This is a genomic window from uncultured Maribacter sp., assembly GCF_963975365.1.
Classification (GTDB): domain Bacteria; phylum Bacteroidota; class Bacteroidia; order Flavobacteriales; family Flavobacteriaceae; genus Maribacter.
In genome coordinates, this window is record NZ_CAXBGF010000001.1 from 233763 (window position 1) to 249608 (window position 15846).

Here is a 15846-nt window from a genome sequence, read left to right on the forward strand (position 1 = left end):
TATTGTAAAAAGAGTTCAAGATGGAAATAGAAGGTAAAGTAAAATTGATTGGTGAAACCCAAACCTTTGGTTCTAATGGGTTTAGAAAAAGAGAATTAGTAGTAACTACAGACGAACAATATCCACAACATATTATGGTAGAGTTTGTTCAAGATAAGTGCGATTTGTTGAATTCTTATAAGGTTGGGCAAGATGTAAAAGTTAGTATTAATTTGAGAGGTCGTGAATGGACGAACCCTCAAGGAGAAGTGAAGTATTTTAACTCTATTCAAGGATGGCGTATAGAGGGTTCATCTCAAGCACCGACAGCAGGTATGCCGCCGGTACCACCTATGGAAGCCTTTGAGCCAGCAGATGATTTAAACGAAGAAGATCATGATGATTTGCCATTTTAAATGGCTATCTATCATTGATAGACCTATTGTCTTTATAAAACAAAAAACTTGTTTAACTTTTATGTTAAACAAGTTTTTTGTTTTATGACCTTTTAATTAATTTGGAAACAAAAAGTGGAAAAGCCGCAACATCAATTGTTTTATTTAACTGATGCCTTAGCATTTCCACCAGTGGATACTGCAAATTCAGATGGGCTTTTGGCAGTTGGTGGTGATCTTTCTTCAGAGCGGTTATTGTTAGCGTATCAGCAGGGTATTTTTCCTTGGTTCAATGAAGATTCCATTATATTATGGTGGAGTCCTGATCCAAGAATGGTTCTTTATCCAAAGAAGATTAAAATATCTAAAAGCATGAGAAAAGTGCTTCGAGATAAACGATTTAGGATAACAAAAAATACGTGCTTTAAAGAGGTGTTAGAATATTGTTCATCAGTGGATAGAGTAGGTCAAGATGGCACCTGGATAACGGAACAAATGAAAATGGCATATCTAAAATTGCATGAAAAAAGAATAGCCCAATCATATGAAGTATGGGAAGATGATAAGTTGGTAGGAGGGCTTTACGGAATAGATTTAGGGCATGTGTTTTGTGGAGAAAGTATGTTTAGTTTAACATCGAACGCCTCTAAATTCGCCTTCATAAAACTGGCACAAGAATTACAAGAAAAGGAATATAAAATTATCGATTGCCAACTACACACAGATCATTTAGAAAGTTTAGGAGCACAAGAAATATCAAGAATTGAGTTTTTGAAACTCTTAAAATGAATAAGCCTTTTTTGTTAATAAAGAACATGGTCATAATTTGACGGAAGCGCTGTCCTAATATTGTTGAAATTACCATCTGAATCAAATTGAATTTCATAGTCTAAATATCCTCTTTCTTTTTTTCCGGCAATAACAATTTCATAGATGTTAGAGGATAAAATTAGGTTTTGAAAAGCCTTTTTAAATGTTTTTTCCAAAGTATCATTATTTGAATAATATTGCTGTTTAAGTTTAATAATTCGATAATTAGAGAAAATAGTATTCAAATATTGCTCAATATTTGAATAGGTTTCGTTTGGAATATCTGTAGAATTAATCAATATGTCTATTTTTTCTAAAGTGCCTTCATTGTTGAAATCAATACTATACCAAAGCTTATCTTTCTTAAATTTAGCTGTAAAACCTACTTTGTTGTTGTCATTTTCTTGATAAAACCTTAAATGTTTAGCGCCTACAATATTATTGTTTATAACATCATGTGCAGTTGATGGAAATTGAGATTTTCTAATACGAAATTCTCGTTCATATTTATTCTGGGCAGAGCTCAATTGACAGCATGCAAAAACAGAAACCAAAATAAGATTAACATAATTTTTTTTCAACTGTAGTAGGTTTAAATTGATAACTACACTTCGTGGTATCTAAAGCATTTAATCTCATGGTCATTAACCATGCCGGTGGCTTGCATAAACGCATATATTATAGTGCTGCCAACGAATTTAAAACCACGTTTTTTCAGGTCTTTACTAATTGCATCTGATGTTGGGGTATTTGCTGGAGCTTCTTTGTAGTTGTGAACTTTATTTTTTACTGATACATCCTCAACAAATTGCCATATATAATTGCTGAATGTGCCAAATTCTTTTTGAATTTCCATAAAAGCGATAGCATTACCAACGGTTGCACGAACTTTTAATTTATTGCGAATAATGCCTTCATCTTGTAATAAGTCTAGAATCTTAGTTTCTGGGTATTTAGCAATTTTATGATAATCGAAATTATCAAATGCTGTTCTAAAATTTTCACGCCTACGTAGAATGGTTATCCAGCTTAAGCCTGCTTGAAAAGTTTCTAAAACTAAAAATTCAAATAATAAATCATCATCTTTAATGGGAACTCCCCATTCTTCGTCGTGATATGCTTCATAAAGCGAATCACCCTTGCACCAACCGCAGCGATGTTTTTCCATGATTTAAAAGTACTATATATTGCAGTACGGTCAAATTAAAATAAATTAACAATTTCTATACTTTGGCAGTTTGATCACGTAACGTTTGAGTCTGTTCCGCATCCATATAAATAATAGGTACAGCATAAAGCATAGGCATATTTTCTGGATAAGTGACTCTTAGAATTTGATTAATAGTACTAAATAATAAAGCTTTCGTCTTACCTTCTATAATAGTTTGTTTTTCATACCCTACTTTACCCGTATTTTTATTTTTGCTAAATACTTTTTTTGTTGAAATACTTGCACTATATATTAAATCTTGAGCTAAAAGTAATTTTGCTATCTCTTTAGCTTGCTTTTTATTTTTCACTATTACGTATCCTAAAATCATATTTTAAATATTTGGACGAGTTTTTAGGGTGCATTAATTTGCAAAAAAAACTAAATTTCTCTAGTAAAAAGTTCCATTAAGATTTTCAATAATTTCTATTTATTAAGTCAAGATTTCTGACTAGAGTTTAATTGCTTTAACTCCTTATCGTTTAACGCGCTTTTTAGGTTGGCATTCACATAAGAAAATAGATTAAAGAATTTTTTACCGTTTAAAGGGATGAGTCTAGCAACAGATTCGTCTGTTATGGCTTCAATTTGTACATGCATTCCATTTAAGCCTTTGTAGTTTGCAATTGAACCTCGTTTAATGATAAAATTGGGCTTGGGAAAATGGAGATGTTGAAATGGAGTGTTTGAATCTTTACTTATATATAATATATCGCCAGGTTTCAAACCACTGATTTCATTTTGGCCAAAACTGCTATATGAGAACATTAAAAATGCAAGCAGTACTATTGTATTTTTCATAATACTTCATTTAAAGGTTTAAATGTTTTTCTATTACATCTAAAATAGCCAAAAATTTAAAATAGAAAAGTAATGCTTTCGTTAAAAAATGTTAAACTATTATATAATGATAGTAATACTATTATATTTGCAACTGATTAAAATATTGCGTTTTTATGGATAGGTTATTACAAGGGGTTAAGATTAGAATTAATGACAAATTATTTATAAAAGATCCTGAATCATCAGAGCTAGGTAAAAAAATCATTGAGAAAAGTATTCAAATGATTAACGAAAAGGGTTGGGAAAATTTCACCTTCAAGAAGCTAGGTAATGAAATTGGTTCGAATGAAAGTTCTATCTACCGTTATTTTGAGAATAAGCACAAATTACTGTTGTATCTAACCTCTTGGTATTGGAGTTGGTTAGAGTATCAAATGGTTTTTGCTACCAATAGCATAAAAAATCCAAAAGAGAAATTATTTCAATCAATATTAATAATTACAAGAGAGATTAAAGAGGATTCTGATTTTTCCCATATTAATGAGGTGTTGTTGAATAAGATTGTAATTAATGAATATTCAAAATCATATTTGACCAAAGAGGTTGATAAAGAAAATAAGGAAGGGTATTTTGTTGTTTATAAGAGGCTAGTAAGTAGACTTCGTGATATGATTAAAGAGGTTAATCCTGAGTATATATACCCATCTAGTTTGGCTAGCACCATCTTAGAAAGTGGTTTACATCAGCACTTTTTAAAAGATCATTTTTCATCACTTACAGATTGTAATGCTAATGTAACACCTACGCAATACTTGACTCATCTTGTTTTCAATACGCTAAATCAAAATTTAAATGAGTAAGAATATATTAACCTCATGGCAACGGTTTATTGGGTTGCTTAAGCTTGATAAAAGAGATGTTTTTCAAGTTTTTTATTATGCCATTTTCGCAGGTGTTGTGAACTTATCGCTTCCATTAGGTATACAGGCAATTATAAATTTAATGCAAGGTGCTCAAATTAGCACTTCATGGATAGTTCTTGTAATACTTGTAACGATAGGGGTAGCTTTTGTGGGTATACTTCAGTTAATGCAGATTAGGATTATAGAAAATGTACAGCAAAAGATTTTTACTAGGTCTTCATTTGAGTTTGCATACAGATTCCCTAAAATTAAGATGAGTGAACTTCATAACTATTATCCGCCAGAATTGGCAAATAGATTTTTTGATACGTTGACGATACAAAAATCATTATCAAAGGTATTGATTGATTTTCCTGCTGCTTTATTGCAGATTGTATTCGGGTTGTTGCTGCTTTCATTTTATCATCCATTTTTCATTGTGTATGGTATTCTTCTCCTCCTATTAATATATGTGGTATTTAAATTTACCGCACAAAGAGGTTTAGATACGAGCTTAGATGAGTCTAAAAGCAAATATAAAGTAGCACATTGGTTACAAGAGGTTGCACGCTCAATAGTTAGTTTTAAACTTTCAGGAAAAACATCGCATGCATTAGACAAAAATGATACGTTGGTCGTTGAATACTTAAATGCTAGAGAAGGCCATTTTAAGGTTTTGGCACTTCAGTTTGTTCAAATGATTGGCTTTAAAGTTCTAGTTACAGGTGGACTTTTGTTGATAGGTGGCTTGTTGGTTTTGAATCAAGAGATGAATATAGGGCAGTTTGTTGCGGCAGAAATTATCATTTTATTAGTTATAAATTCTGTTGAAAAACTAATTTTAGGTTTAGAGACCTTTTATGATCTTTTGACATCATTAGAGAAGATGGGTCAGGTGGTCGATAAGGAATTGGAGCCACAAGAAGGAGAAAAACCATTTACTGAAAACCAATCTTTTACAATTGAACTAAGTGACATTTCTTATAGTGTTCCAGAACCGAAAAGAGAAATAATTTCAAATCTAGATTTGACAATTACGCCAAATTGCACCATTTTATTAAGAGGAAATAGTGGTTCTGGTAAAAATACATTGTTAAGAATTATTGCAGGAATATTAGAGCCAGATAGTGGCGGTGTTTATGTGAATGGAGTTTCTTTGAAAGGAATGAACTTAAACTATTACCGGTCTCATTTAGGGCAGTCCTTACCTGAAGAATCACCTTTTGAAGGCACAATTTTACACAATATAACTTTTGGGGATAAGGACATCACAAATGAGCAGGTATATTGGGCTTTAGATAAAGTAGGACTTACTGAATTTGTTAAAAAGCAACCAGATGGATTGAATACGGTTCTTTATCCTGAGGGGAAACAAATACCTCATACTATTTCGAAGAAAATTGTACTAGCAAGAAGTATTGTAAGAAAGCCTAAGCTACTTATTCTAAAGGATCCGTTGGATCAATTTAATAGCGAAGAAGCTGACAGAATTTTAAATTTCTTAAGTGATTCATCTAACGGGTGGGCGCTTTTGGTTGTGAGTGAAAATGATAAGTGGATTAAGAAGTGTTCACGAATCATCACGATGGATAAAGGAAGAATTATAAACGAAATAGAGGGGAAAGATGCTTAATATATCTCAGAAAAAACTAAATGAAAAGGTTTCTATTGAGCGCTTTAAATCCGTTCAAAAAGTGAACCACCAAAAGCATTATAAACACTTTAATCGATTTTTGTTAGCTTTTGCAGTGGTAGGTGTTATAGTTTTGTTTCTGCCTTGGACACAAACTATTAATTCTAGGGGGTTCTTAACTACATTAACTCCAGGGCAACGACCACAAACAATCCAATCTCAAATACCTGGTAGAATAGAGCAATGGTTTGTTAGAGAAGGTGATTATGTTAAAAAAGGGGATACTATTCTGTTTATATCAGAAATTAAGTCAGAATATTTTGATCCTAATTTAGTGGAGCGAACAGGTGAACAACTTAAATCAAAAAGCGCATCAGTGGTCTCTTACGGCGATAAAGTTAAGTCATTGGATAACCAAGTTGCAGCGCTTTTTAATGAAAAAAGATTAAAACTTGAGCAGGCCAAAAACAAATTGCTTCAAGCTAAGTTAAAAGCTCAAAGTGATAGTATTGATTTTGAAGCGGCAAAAACGAATATTAAAATTGCTGAGCGCCAATATGAGCGAACTACACAACTGGAAAGCGAAGGACTTAAAGCCGTTACCGATGTAGAAGAGAAAAGGTTAAAGCTTCAAGAAACACAAGCTAAATTACTTTCACAGGAAAACAAATTGCTTGCAGCTAAAAATGAGATTATCAATGCTGAGGTAGAAATTAATAGTGTTCAAGCCTCATACACCGATAAAATCTCAAAAGCCCAAAGCGATAAGTTTACGGCGATGTCAAATCAATATGACTCAGAAGCGCAAGTAAGTAAATTAGAAAGCGACTACACCAATTACCAAATCCGTAATGAGCTTCGCTATATTCGAGCGCCACAAAATGGATATATCAATAAGGTAATTACCGCAGGTATTGGTGAAACTTTTAAAGAAGGCACACCATTAGTGGGTATTATGCCAGCAGATTATGACATGGCTGTAGAGACTTTTGTGAGTCCTATTGATTTACCGCTAATTCATTTGGGTGAAAAAGTAAGAATTCAATTTGATGGTTGGCCTGCGATTATATTTAGTGGTTGGCCAAATGTTTCTTATGGTACCTATGCAGGTGAGGTTGTAGCGATTGAAACGTTTATAAATTCGAATGGTAAGTATAGGGTTTTATTATCACCAGATGAAAAAGACCAGCCATGGCCCAGTGCGCTACGTGTAGGTTCTGGCGCTAATACCATTGCATTATTGGAAGATGTGCCAATATGGTACGAGTTATGGAGGCAGTTAAATGGCTTTCCCCCTAATTACTACCAACCAGAAGGTGCTCAAGGTAAACCCATAAAGCAATAGTGATGCGAAAAATAATTTTACTGTTTTGTTTTTCTGTTAGTTTATTGGCCAATGCCCAAAACACTGATTCTATTCAATTGGATTTTCGGGAGTATTTGGGGTATGTGAAAAAGTATCATCCTATAGCCAAACAAGCAGAGATGGTTTTAAGTGTTGGTCAAGCAAATCTTATGAAGGCAAGAGGTGGTTTTGACCCAAAAGTTGTAGCAGATTATTCTAGCAAGGAATTTAAGGGAACAGAATATTACGATTTACTCAACACAACTTTTAAAATACCAACATGGTATGGGATAGAGTTTAAGGGAAATTTTGAGCAATACTCGGGAGAATATGTAAATGCCGAGCGCAATGTACCTGATGACGGGTTGTATAGTGCTGGTGTTTCACTTTCATTAGGCCGTGGTTCTTGGATGAATGATAGAATGGCCACCGTTAAAAAAGCTAAATTCTTTAGGGAACAATCTAAGTCCGATAGGGATCTGTTGGTAAATCAAATATTATTCGAAGCTTCTTTAGCATATTTTAATTGGTTACAAGCATATCGTAATAGTCTGGTTTTTAATGATTTTTTGAAAAATGCTAAAGTGAGGCTTAAAGGTGTTGGCCGAAGTGCTGCGGCAGGTGAAGTTGCAGCAATTGACACGGTAGAAGCGAAGATAGCGGTGCAGAATAGAGCATTAGAAATGGAACAGGCCAAAGTGTCTTTGCAAAATGCTCGATTAGAACTTTCTAACTATCTATGGATGGGTGACAATATTCCTATGGAATTACAACCACAAGTAGTGCCAGATTTGTCGTTAGATACTGAGATTGACCAATCTTTAGAGATATTAGGCAAACCGTTAGATAGTTTTTCTCTTGAAAACCATCCTAAGTTAAAATCATTAGGATTTAAGATAGATGGCTTGGTTGTAGACAAACGTTTAAAGACCAATAAGTTGATGCCTAGGATAGATGTAGAGTATAATTTTATTACAGATTCTCCCGATAGTTTTGATTCCTTTGAAACACAGAACTATAAAGGCGGATTGAATTTTGAACTACCACTTTTTTTACGAAAAGAACGAGGAGATTTAAAATTGGCGAAATTGAAATTGAGAGATGCAGAATTCGAGTTAGATAATGCTGAGGTTCAAATTCAGAATAAAATAATAGCCATTTATAATGAATTGGATTCTTTCGAAAATCAGAATGTATTAATTGATGAAATAGTGTCTAGTTATGCTGCTTTATTGGCTGCTGAGGAGAGAAAATTTAGCTTTGGAGAAAGTTCTCTTTTTTTAATTAATTCTAGGGAAAGTAAATTGATCGATGCTGTTTTAAAACAGAATCAAGTGGAGAATAAATATTTTACGGCTAAGGCCAAATTGTTCAATAGTTTGGCCGTCAATCCAGAAAATTTATAGATACATCAAGGAAATAATTTATGCAACCACTTAAGGCAATTGAGCAAGTCGACTTTAGATTACTCGCTAAGGATACTTTTTTTATTATTTCAGGTATTTTTTTCGCTGCATTTGGTTTAGAAAGTTTTTTATTCCCTAATAGTTTTATTGATGGTGGTGCTACCGGAATTTCTCTTTTGATTGCTGAAACTGCGGATATACCGTTGTATATATTAATAATTTTAGTGAATATTCCTTTTGTATTTTTGGGGTACAGGGTGATAGGAAAAATATTTGCTTCGAAAACGGCTTTGGCGATTTTAGGGCTCGCCATTGTTCTCGCATTTGTGAATTTTCCTGAAGTAACACAAGATAAACTTTTGGTTTCTGTATTTGGTGGTTTCTTTCTTGGAGCAGGAATAGGATTGTCGGTTAGAGGAGGAAGCGTGCTTGATGGCACTGAAGTTTTGGCAATTTATCTAAGTCGTAAACTGGGTACTACTATTGGCGATATTATAATATTGGTAAACATTTTAGTTTTTTCTGCAGCGGCTTATATGTTATCTTTAGAAACGGCTTTATATTCTATGCTTACCTATTTATCTGCATCCAAAACGTTAGATTTTGTTATTGAAGGTATCGAAGAATATACAGGTGTAACTATCATATCTGACTCTAGCGAAGAAATAAGGCTTATGATAATAGAAAAATTAGGCCGTGGGTTAACCATATATAAAGCCAAGGGCGGCTTTGGCAAACAGGGCTTTCATAGAGAATATGATGTTATATATACAGTGATTACTCGTTTGGAAATTCGTCGTCTTAATATTGAAATTAATAAAATTGACCCAAAGGCTTTCGTAGTAATGGGTAAAATTAACGATACGCGTGGTGGCATGATTAAGAAACGATCTTTGTAAGTAAAATTATTTTGATACTACTAATGGCTTCGATTAGTATGTATAGCCAATAATGGTAAGATAGATGGATAAATTGATTGAGCAAAGTTTAGAGAATGGTTATACTTATCTTGAGTATAGAAAATTGGTCTCTGATTTGACAGAAAAGGGAGAATCAACAGGCCCTTTGCAGACAGAGGCTTTGGTGCAGTATACCCAGTTAAATAATAGTCGCATGCGTAGGTGGGACAAGACCCTAAACTTTAGTGATGAAGCTATTGCAAAAATTAAATCGGTTCAGGATAAAATAACGTGGTTGGTTCTTACGGAAAGTTGGTGTGGTGATGCTTCTCCTGCGTTACCGGTTTTAAATAAAATCACAGAATTAAATCCTAAGATATCCTTGTCACTTATTCTTCGTGACGAGAATTTAGACGTTATGAATCGGTTTCTTTCAAACGGTTCTATGTCTATTCCTAAACTTATTGCAATTAATGAAGAAGATTTTGTCGTTGCGACTTGGGGTCCTAGATCTTTAAATGCCACACAATTGGTTGACGCATTTAAGGAAGAGCATGGTTCATTAACCGCAGAGTTTAAGCAAGATTTACAGGTGTTTTATAATAAAGATAAAGGCAAAAGCGTGTTGGAAGATATATTGCGTTTACTTCCCCTGAAATAAATAAGTGATAGTGCCTTTTTGAGATTCCTTCTCAGAAGAATTGAATCTTGCTTTAAGAGCATAGGCTATGGCATTCTCAACAAGGCATCCGTTAGAAGTGTCAGAACTTTTTTCATTGAAATCAGCTTCTGTTACATATCCTAAAGCATTCACTTCTATGTTAATTACAACTTTTCCACCTTCAATACAGGTGTAAATTGGCGGTGGTAATTTGTAATTATTTCTATCTACCAATGAATAGGATACTGAAGTTCTTCGAGCAGCAAGATTATTGGTAAACTCTTTCTTTTGAGCTTCTTTTTCTCCTAAAAGTTGTTTTTTTTCTTCTCTCTTTTTTGCCAGGGCTTTCACTCTTTCAGCATACCCTGAGTCGTAATTCGCATTTTCTGAAGGATCACCATCGGTCATTTCACTGCGTTCCTCCATCAATTCCTCTAGGGTTTGTAAAGGCTCAGGATTACCATAACTAGGTTTAGCCGTTTCGTTAAATGCTAAATGACTTTTTATAGGATCGACATTTACTTGGTCTTCTTTGGCTTTTTCTTCCTCTAAAATTTCTTCCAAAATTTCAGAATCCATAACCATCTCAACGACATAATCATCTTCGGTCACCTCTTCGCCACCCAGTTGAATACCATAAAGCACTAACACCACAATAGACATGCTAAAGAATGTAATGAGTAATGATAATTGTTGTCGATTCAGATTCATGGTTATATAACCTTAATAATACTAAAATATTTTAGGGAATCGATATAACGTAAATTTTTGTTTGTTTATTCGGTTATTTGAGGCCCTAATAAAGCATCGGCAAAGACCAAAGGGTCTTCAGCTATATCTACGTTAAAATCACCGATTTTGGTTCTTCTAAGCGTTGTTAAATGTGCTCCAGAATTAAGTGCTTCACCAAAATCATTGGCAATAGAACGTATATAAGTGCCTTTGCTACAGGCAATTCTAAAGTGAACATTTAGGTTGTCGACTTTAGTGATTTCAAAAGCGTTTACTGAAACTTTTCTTTTCGGTATATCCACAATTTTACCTTCTCGTGCGAATTCATATAATCGCTTTCCATCTTTTTTTAAGGCTGAAAACACAGGAGGCGCTTGTTCAATTTCACCAATAAATTGAGCTGTAGTAATTTTAATTAAATCTGTAGTGATGTGATCTGTTGAAAATGTTTCGTTGACTTCTGTTTCTAGGTCATAAGAGGGCGTAGTAGCGCCTAAAGTAAATACACCCGTGTATTCTTTTTCTTGACCTTGATATTCTGTAATTTTCTTTGTGAATTTACCTGTACAGATAACTAACAAACCAGTAGCTAATGGATCTAGAGTTCCGGCATGGCCAATTTTAAATTTCTTTAAACTAAACTTCTTTCTAATAGCCCATTTTAATTTATTCACTGCTTGAAATGATGACCATCCCAAAGGCTTGTCGATCAATAATAGCTGACCATTTAAAAAATCTTCTTTGGTCAAATTTTTCATGAATTCTGGGGATTTAAATACGTCTTATGGATTTGTAAATCCGTAAATAATAGCAATTAGTCCTACAATAAGACAATAGATGGCAAAATAGGATAGTTTGCTTTTTCTTACCAAGGTAATCATCCAGGTACAAGCTCCAAGTCCAGCAATAAAGGCAGCAATAAAGCCTGCACCCATTGCCATGTTGTTTTCGCCAGCAAAATTTAATTCGCCACTCATTAGGTCTTTGGCAATTTTCCCAAAAATTAAAGGGACTACCATTAAAAAAGAAAATCTAGCAGCTTTAGACTTATCAACACCTAAAAGAACGGAGGTAGAAATAGTAGCACCACTACGAGAAATACCTGGTAGCATGGCAATGGCTTGTGAAATACCGACAAGAAAAGCGTTGCCGAAACTTACTTTTTTATCTGTATCCTTTGCTTTGTCTGCAAAATATAGTAGTACAGCCGTAATAATCAACATAAACCCTACAAACTTAACATTGCCTCCAAAGAACGATTCTAATTGCTTTTCAAAAAATAGACCGACAAAGACTGCAGGTAGCATTGAAATGATGATTTTTGCAGAAAACTGACTTTCCTCGTTCCATTTAAATTGGAATAGACCACTTATAATTTCCCAGATATCTTTTCTGAAAACAACAATGGTGCTTAAAGCGGTAGCAAAATGCAAAACAACAGTAAATAATAAGCTCTCTTCTTGAACAGAATTATCTCCTAATATTGCTTTTCCCAATTCTAAATGACCGCTTGAAGAAACAGGAAGAAACTCGGTTAATCCTTGAATAATTCCGAGTATAATTGCATCTAATGTATCCAATTATTCTTTCTTTTTGTATGGGTTTAATAGAATGGCATAGATTTCAATTCCTAAGCCTAAAAGAACCAATGTAGGTGCTAGTCGAATTCTTCTAAAGTTGTAGATTTCTTGATTAAAAACATTTGGGTCGTCACTACCACCACCGCTCATTAGTATAAAACCTAGGGCTATAAAGGCAAGTCCTATGAACATGAAGGTGTAATTCTTCTTCTGAAATATAAACTCTTGCTTAGTTTGCTGTTCTACTTTATTGTTTTTACTCATGGCGCAAATTTAATAATATAATTCGTCGGTTCTAAGATTTAAGAAGCGTTGCGTCGCAATATAGGTGCTAATGAACGAAATAAGTATACCTAAAAGAAAAACACTTACAAATAGGATAACTAGAATGTAAGGTTCGTCGAAAAGGCCGAAATCTTGAAAATTGGTATCTATGTAATAAACAACTCCACCTATGGCTATTAATGCTAGTGCGGCACCAAGCATACCCAATTTAATGTTTTGCCAAATAAATGGTCTTCTAATGAAGGTTTTAGTTGCTCCTACCATCTGCATTGTTTTGATTATAAATCGTTTGGAGTAAATGGAGAGTCTAATAGAACTATTAATCAAAAGTACTGCTATAAATGTAAAGATTGCACTGGCAACTAAAATCCAAAAACCAATCTGCTCTACACTTTTTGCTACCATACTAACAAGTACTTTGTCATAACTTACTTCGTCTACAAAGCTTTTTTCTGAAAGGGTAGCTGCAATTTCTTCCACTTTTTCGGCAGTTACAAAATCGGCATTCAGTTTTACATCTATAGAATTTTTCAACGGATTGTAACCTAAATAATCAACAAAATCTTCACCAATATCCTCACTATGTTGCTTTGCGGCTTCTTCTTTAGAAACATAGGTAGATGATTTTGTATACTCGGACATGGCCAGTGTCTTTTGCAATTGCTCTACCTCAATTTCTTTGGTGTTTTCCTTTAAAAAGACAGAAATGGTAATTTGTTCCTTGGATCGGTCAGCCATTTTTTTTGTGTTCAGCACCAAAAGGCCAAGAATACCTAAAAGGAACAAGACCAATGCAATACTTAGCACCACTGAAAAATAGGATGAAATAAGTTTGCGCCGCTGATAATTTTCGAAAGAGTTTGCCATATAGCAGTTAAAATTGCAGTAAAAATAGCAAAGTAAAGTTAAATGAAACTTAAATTTTTAACCTGTTAACGTTTAAGGCTAAAGTGTCCTTTAAAATGTGATGTATCTGCCTTTATGTTAAACCAATAGTCGTCATCGGGCATTTGTTTTCCTTGAAATGAACCATCCCAATTTGCAGAATTTTTATTGCCGAACTTTAGTGGTTTTCCATAGCGATCATAAATAGAGAATGATACATTTGAGAAAATATCTAAACCATCAGGTTCAAAAAAGTCATTTGTGCCATCTCCATTAGGAGTAAAAAATTTAGGAATCACTAAGTGATAAAAATCTTGGGTCGCAACACCACAATCTGTCTTGTTCTGTACATAAATAGTATAAAAACCACCTGGTACTGCTTCAAAAATAGGGCTTTGTTGAAAAGAAAATCCATCAAGGGAATATTCGAAATCGCCCGAATTTGATAATGTTACAATAACTGATGGTCCGTCAGATGTAATGTTTTCAATTATTGCTAGGTCAATTTGTTCTATAAAAAAACGATGATTATTTGAACATCCGTAGGTATTGGTTACGGTTACCGAATATTCGCCAGGTTCTGTAATGTCTATTAATTTTGTTGTAGCACCAGTGTTCCACAAATAAGTTACATTGTCTACAGCGGCATTGATAGTCAGTGTTGTATTCTCACAATAAAAAGTATAGGTATCGTTTGGTACCGTTGGTAAAGGGTTAACATTTAAGGTTAATGCTGTTCTGGTTGTAGATGAACATTCTATTTCCGGTGAACTAGCTTCGGCGTAATAGGTGCCTGCAATAGTAGTTTCAAAACTGTTATTGGCTTCTAAAAGTAAATTACCGTCTGTAGGCGCATCATACCAATTTACAGTATATTCATTTTGAGTGGTTACGGATAATGCGCCAGATTCACCCTCGCAAATGGTAACATTACCATTGCTCGTCGGAGCATTAGGTATAGGTAAAACAATAATTTCAAAAATATCGGAAACCACATTGCATAAATCATTATTTACGTTAATGGGGTCTTCAGCTATTTTAACTCTAAAATATGTGGTTGAGTTAATTGATGGAGTAGAAAGTGTATTGCTTGTTTCATTAGCGATATCAATCCAGGTTTGTTGGTCTGTACTTTGTTGCCATTGGTAGGCGTGGGTGGCGAATATAGAATTGTCTGGCGTTGCAACAATTGTTCTAGATACGGCACCTTGATCTTCGCAAACGGTTAACCCATTTTCGTTGGTAGTGGTTGATACTATCACGTTATCTCCGCACGACTTAAATAGTATATCATCTATAGCTAGATCATTACCACAGCCACCATTACTGTTGTTTCTCATTTTTAGGATAACCGATGTTTGGCCAGGTTCTGTTTTAAACACCAAAGCGTATTGTTGCCATTCTACATTAGAATTTGCTATGATACTGCCGGTATCGCCTTGTGCCAGTAAATTGGTATCGGTTTCATCCCAAATTTGAAAACGTACGTTTATGGGTATACTGTTGCCTTCACAACTGTTTGCAGATTGTAAATTGATCAACCAAGATGAAAATTCATAAGAGGTGTTCTCGCACAGTCCCGATACCTGGCGTTGATAGAATTCACCTGCGGTGAAACTTGCGTTTACAATAAAAGATTTTCCATTGGTGTCACCAGGTGTGTGATCTTGAATGGATAACCAGTCGAAATAATTGGTAGTGCTAGATATGGTATAGTCACCGTCATTCGGCGTTCCGGTCGTAAAATTATAGGTTGTACTTCCGGCAGGCAAAGCGGGCCCATCTGTTGTGCCAGAGCCAAAATCTTCTAAAAAAATAGGGTCTCCAGAATTTCCTCCACAAAAACCTAATTGGGCATGCATAGATGTTATACTACAACTGGTAATGATTAGGGTAAATAGTAAAAATCTATAGCAAGTCAAGTTCACGTTATAAAGATATGTTTTTTAGTGAAAAGGTTTTTTAATATTGTTTTCAAGGTGATGGTCTATTCTAAGAATGGTAATTTTTTATTGAATGTATACTTCATTGGATCTAAAAATATCTGGACCCGGGCTTTGGTTTCCTACTATTTGGATTTATTTAGTTCCATTCGAAAATCAGGTGGATTATTGGTTGGCTATTAAGTTTTGGCTAGGGCTTTTGTGATGTTCCCTTTGAATTATTTAGTGTATGGTCTAAATGATTATAATGATGTTGATGCCGATGCGGTAAATGAAAGAAAAGGTAATTACTTATTTGGTGCTAAGGCTTCAAGGTCTCAACTAAACGGGGTCTTATTTAAGATAGCTATAGTACTGCTTCCTTTTGTGGTATTGTTTACGTTTTATCAGGGGTGAAA

19 protein-coding genes are annotated in these 15846 nt (G+C 34.2%); 9 read left to right on the top strand and 10 right to left on the bottom strand.

Features of this window, described 5'->3' with window-relative positions; translation table 11 throughout:
- The first annotated feature begins 20 nt into the window (after nt 1-20).
- Nucleotides 21-395 carry a DUF3127 domain-containing protein gene (locus AACZ49_RS01075; protein WP_339650694.1) on the top strand — a complete coding sequence of 125 codons (375 nt, stop codon included), beginning with the start codon at nt 21-23 and terminating at the stop codon, nt 393-395.
- A gap of 114 nt (nt 396-509) precedes the next feature.
- Nucleotides 510-1163 carry a leucyl/phenylalanyl-tRNA--protein transferase gene (gene aat / locus AACZ49_RS01080; RefSeq protein ID WP_339650697.1) on the top strand — a complete coding sequence of 218 codons (654 nt, stop codon included), beginning with the start codon at nt 510-512 and terminating at the stop codon, nt 1161-1163.
- A gap of 14 nt (nt 1164-1177) precedes the next feature.
- Here aat and AACZ49_RS01085 read toward each other — a convergent pair whose 3' ends face one another.
- The 4 genes from AACZ49_RS01085 to AACZ49_RS01100 all read right to left on the bottom strand — a co-directional run bounded on the left by AACZ49_RS01085 (nt 1178) and on the right by AACZ49_RS01100 (nt 3195).
- Entirely contained in the window at nt 1178-1765 is a 588-nt protein-coding gene (locus AACZ49_RS01085) for a hypothetical protein (protein WP_339650700.1), read from the bottom strand.
- A 23-nt stretch (nt 1766-1788) separates the two neighbouring features.
- On the bottom strand, nt 1789-2352 hold the full coding sequence (locus AACZ49_RS01090; protein ID WP_339650703.1) for a DNA-3-methyladenine glycosylase I: 564 nt from the start codon (nt 2350-2352) through the stop codon (nt 1789-1791).
- Between the two features lie 55 nt (nt 2353-2407).
- A complete protein-coding gene (cutA, locus tag AACZ49_RS01095; protein WP_339650706.1) occupies nt 2408-2725 on the bottom strand; it encodes a divalent cation tolerance protein CutA in 318 nt (105 codons plus the stop codon).
- Between the two features lie 107 nt (nt 2726-2832).
- The gene (locus AACZ49_RS01100) at nt 2833-3195 is read right to left on the bottom strand and encodes a hypothetical protein (RefSeq protein ID WP_339650707.1); all 363 of its coding nucleotides are present in this window, start codon (nt 3193-3195) and stop codon (nt 2833-2835) included.
- A gap of 155 nt (nt 3196-3350) precedes the next feature.
- Here AACZ49_RS01100 and AACZ49_RS01105 point away from each other — a divergent pair, with 155 nt between their 5' ends.
- From AACZ49_RS01105 to AACZ49_RS01130, 6 genes are all read left to right on the top strand, one after another.
- Nucleotides 3351-4037, top strand: coding sequence for a TetR/AcrR family transcriptional regulator (locus tag AACZ49_RS01105; protein ID WP_339650709.1), 687 nt, complete (start codon nt 3351-3353; stop codon nt 4035-4037).
- Nucleotides 4030-5712, top strand: coding sequence for an ATP-binding cassette domain-containing protein (locus AACZ49_RS01110; RefSeq protein WP_339650711.1), 1683 nt, complete (start codon nt 4030-4032; stop codon nt 5710-5712). Before AACZ49_RS01105 ends, AACZ49_RS01110 begins: the two co-directional genes overlap by 8 nt.
- Entirely contained in the window at nt 5705-7057 is a 1353-nt protein-coding gene (locus AACZ49_RS01115; protein ID WP_339650714.1) for a biotin/lipoyl-binding protein, read from the top strand. Before AACZ49_RS01110 ends, AACZ49_RS01115 begins: the two co-directional genes overlap by 8 nt.
- A gap of 2 nt (nt 7058-7059) precedes the next feature.
- Nucleotides 7060-8463 (top strand): TolC family protein, encoded by a 1404-nt coding sequence (locus tag AACZ49_RS01120; protein ID WP_339650717.1) that lies wholly within the window; start codon nt 7060-7062, stop codon nt 8461-8463.
- 20 nt (nt 8464-8483) lie between these two features.
- Nucleotides 8484-9362: a YitT family protein gene (locus tag AACZ49_RS01125; protein ID WP_339650720.1), complete on the top strand. Its 879-nt coding sequence runs from the start codon at nt 8484-8486 to the stop codon at nt 9360-9362.
- Between the two features lie 64 nt (nt 9363-9426).
- A complete protein-coding gene (locus AACZ49_RS01130) occupies nt 9427-10023 on the top strand; it encodes a thioredoxin family protein (protein ID WP_339650722.1) in 597 nt (198 codons plus the stop codon).
- On the opposite strand, the gene AACZ49_RS01135 is transcribed toward AACZ49_RS01130, so the two are convergent.
- The 6 genes from AACZ49_RS01135 to AACZ49_RS01160 form a co-directional block, all read right to left on the bottom strand.
- Nucleotides 10006-10734: a hypothetical protein gene (locus AACZ49_RS01135; RefSeq protein WP_339650724.1), complete on the bottom strand. Its 729-nt coding sequence runs from the start codon at nt 10732-10734 to the stop codon at nt 10006-10008. The genes AACZ49_RS01130 and AACZ49_RS01135 overlap by 18 nt on opposite strands.
- 65 nt (nt 10735-10799) lie before the next feature.
- The gene (truB, locus tag AACZ49_RS01140; protein ID WP_339650727.1) at nt 10800-11513 is read right to left on the bottom strand and encodes a tRNA pseudouridine(55) synthase TruB; all 714 of its coding nucleotides are present in this window, start codon (nt 11511-11513) and stop codon (nt 10800-10802) included.
- 24 nt (nt 11514-11537) lie between these two features.
- Nucleotides 11538-12335 (bottom strand): undecaprenyl-diphosphate phosphatase, encoded by a 798-nt coding sequence (locus AACZ49_RS01145; RefSeq protein ID WP_339650729.1) that lies wholly within the window; start codon nt 12333-12335, stop codon nt 11538-11540.
- A complete protein-coding gene (locus tag AACZ49_RS01150; protein WP_339650731.1) occupies nt 12336-12599 on the bottom strand; it encodes a DUF3098 domain-containing protein in 264 nt (87 codons plus the stop codon).
- Between the two features lie 9 nt (nt 12600-12608).
- On the bottom strand, nt 12609-13487 hold the full coding sequence (locus AACZ49_RS01155) for a permease-like cell division protein FtsX (RefSeq protein ID WP_339650733.1): 879 nt from the start codon (nt 13485-13487) through the stop codon (nt 12609-12611).
- 65 nt (nt 13488-13552) lie between these two features.
- Nucleotides 13553-15367, bottom strand: a complete 1815-nt coding sequence (locus AACZ49_RS01160; protein ID WP_339650734.1) for a T9SS type B sorting domain-containing protein — start codon at nt 15365-15367, stop codon at nt 13553-13555.
- A gap of 285 nt (nt 15368-15652) precedes the next feature.
- Here AACZ49_RS01160 and AACZ49_RS01165 point away from each other — a divergent pair, with 285 nt between their 5' ends.
- On the top strand, nt 15653-15844 hold the full coding sequence (locus AACZ49_RS01165; RefSeq protein WP_339650735.1) for a hypothetical protein: 192 nt from the start codon (nt 15653-15655) through the stop codon (nt 15842-15844).
- Nucleotides 15845-15846 lie beyond the last annotated feature (2 nt).

Coding starts and splice junctions, on each gene's coding strand:
- AACZ49_RS01165 (WP_339650735.1), top strand. CDS start 15,653: ATGTTCCCTTTGAATTATTTAGTGTATGGTCTAAATGATTATAATGAT.
- AACZ49_RS01115 (WP_339650714.1), top strand. CDS start 5,705: ATGCTTAATATATCTCAGAAAAAACTAAATGAAAAGGTTTCTATTGAG.
- cutA (WP_339650706.1), bottom strand. CDS start 2,725: ATGATTTTAGGATACGTAATAGTGAAAAATAAAAAGCAAGCTAAAGAG.
- AACZ49_RS01150 (WP_339650731.1), bottom strand. CDS start 12,599: ATGAGTAAAAACAATAAAGTAGAACAGCAAACTAAGCAAGAGTTTATA.
- AACZ49_RS01100 (WP_339650707.1), bottom strand. CDS start 3,195: ATGAAAAATACAATAGTACTGCTTGCATTTTTAATGTTCTCATATAGC.
- AACZ49_RS01075 (WP_339650694.1), top strand. CDS start 21: ATGGAAATAGAAGGTAAAGTAAAATTGATTGGTGAAACCCAAACCTTT.
- AACZ49_RS01110 (WP_339650711.1), top strand. CDS start 4,030: ATGAGTAAGAATATATTAACCTCATGGCAACGGTTTATTGGGTTGCTT.
- AACZ49_RS01155 (WP_339650733.1), bottom strand. CDS start 13,487: ATGGCAAACTCTTTCGAAAATTATCAGCGGCGCAAACTTATTTCATCC.
- AACZ49_RS01135 (WP_339650724.1), bottom strand. CDS start 10,734: ATGAATCTGAATCGACAACAATTATCATTACTCATTACATTCTTTAGC.
- AACZ49_RS01120 (WP_339650717.1), top strand. CDS start 7,060: ATGCGAAAAATAATTTTACTGTTTTGTTTTTCTGTTAGTTTATTGGCC.
- AACZ49_RS01130 (WP_339650722.1), top strand. CDS start 9,427: ATGGATAAATTGATTGAGCAAAGTTTAGAGAATGGTTATACTTATCTT.
- truB (WP_339650727.1), bottom strand. CDS start 11,513: ATGAAAAATTTGACCAAAGAAGATTTTTTAAATGGTCAGCTATTATTG.
- AACZ49_RS01090 (WP_339650703.1), bottom strand. CDS start 2,352: ATGGAAAAACATCGCTGCGGTTGGTGCAAGGGTGATTCGCTTTATGAA.
- AACZ49_RS01160 (WP_339650734.1), bottom strand. CDS start 15,367: ATGCATGCCCAATTAGGTTTTTGTGGAGGAAATTCTGGAGACCCTATT.
- AACZ49_RS01105 (WP_339650709.1), top strand. CDS start 3,351: ATGGATAGGTTATTACAAGGGGTTAAGATTAGAATTAATGACAAATTA.
- AACZ49_RS01125 (WP_339650720.1), top strand. CDS start 8,484: ATGCAACCACTTAAGGCAATTGAGCAAGTCGACTTTAGATTACTCGCT.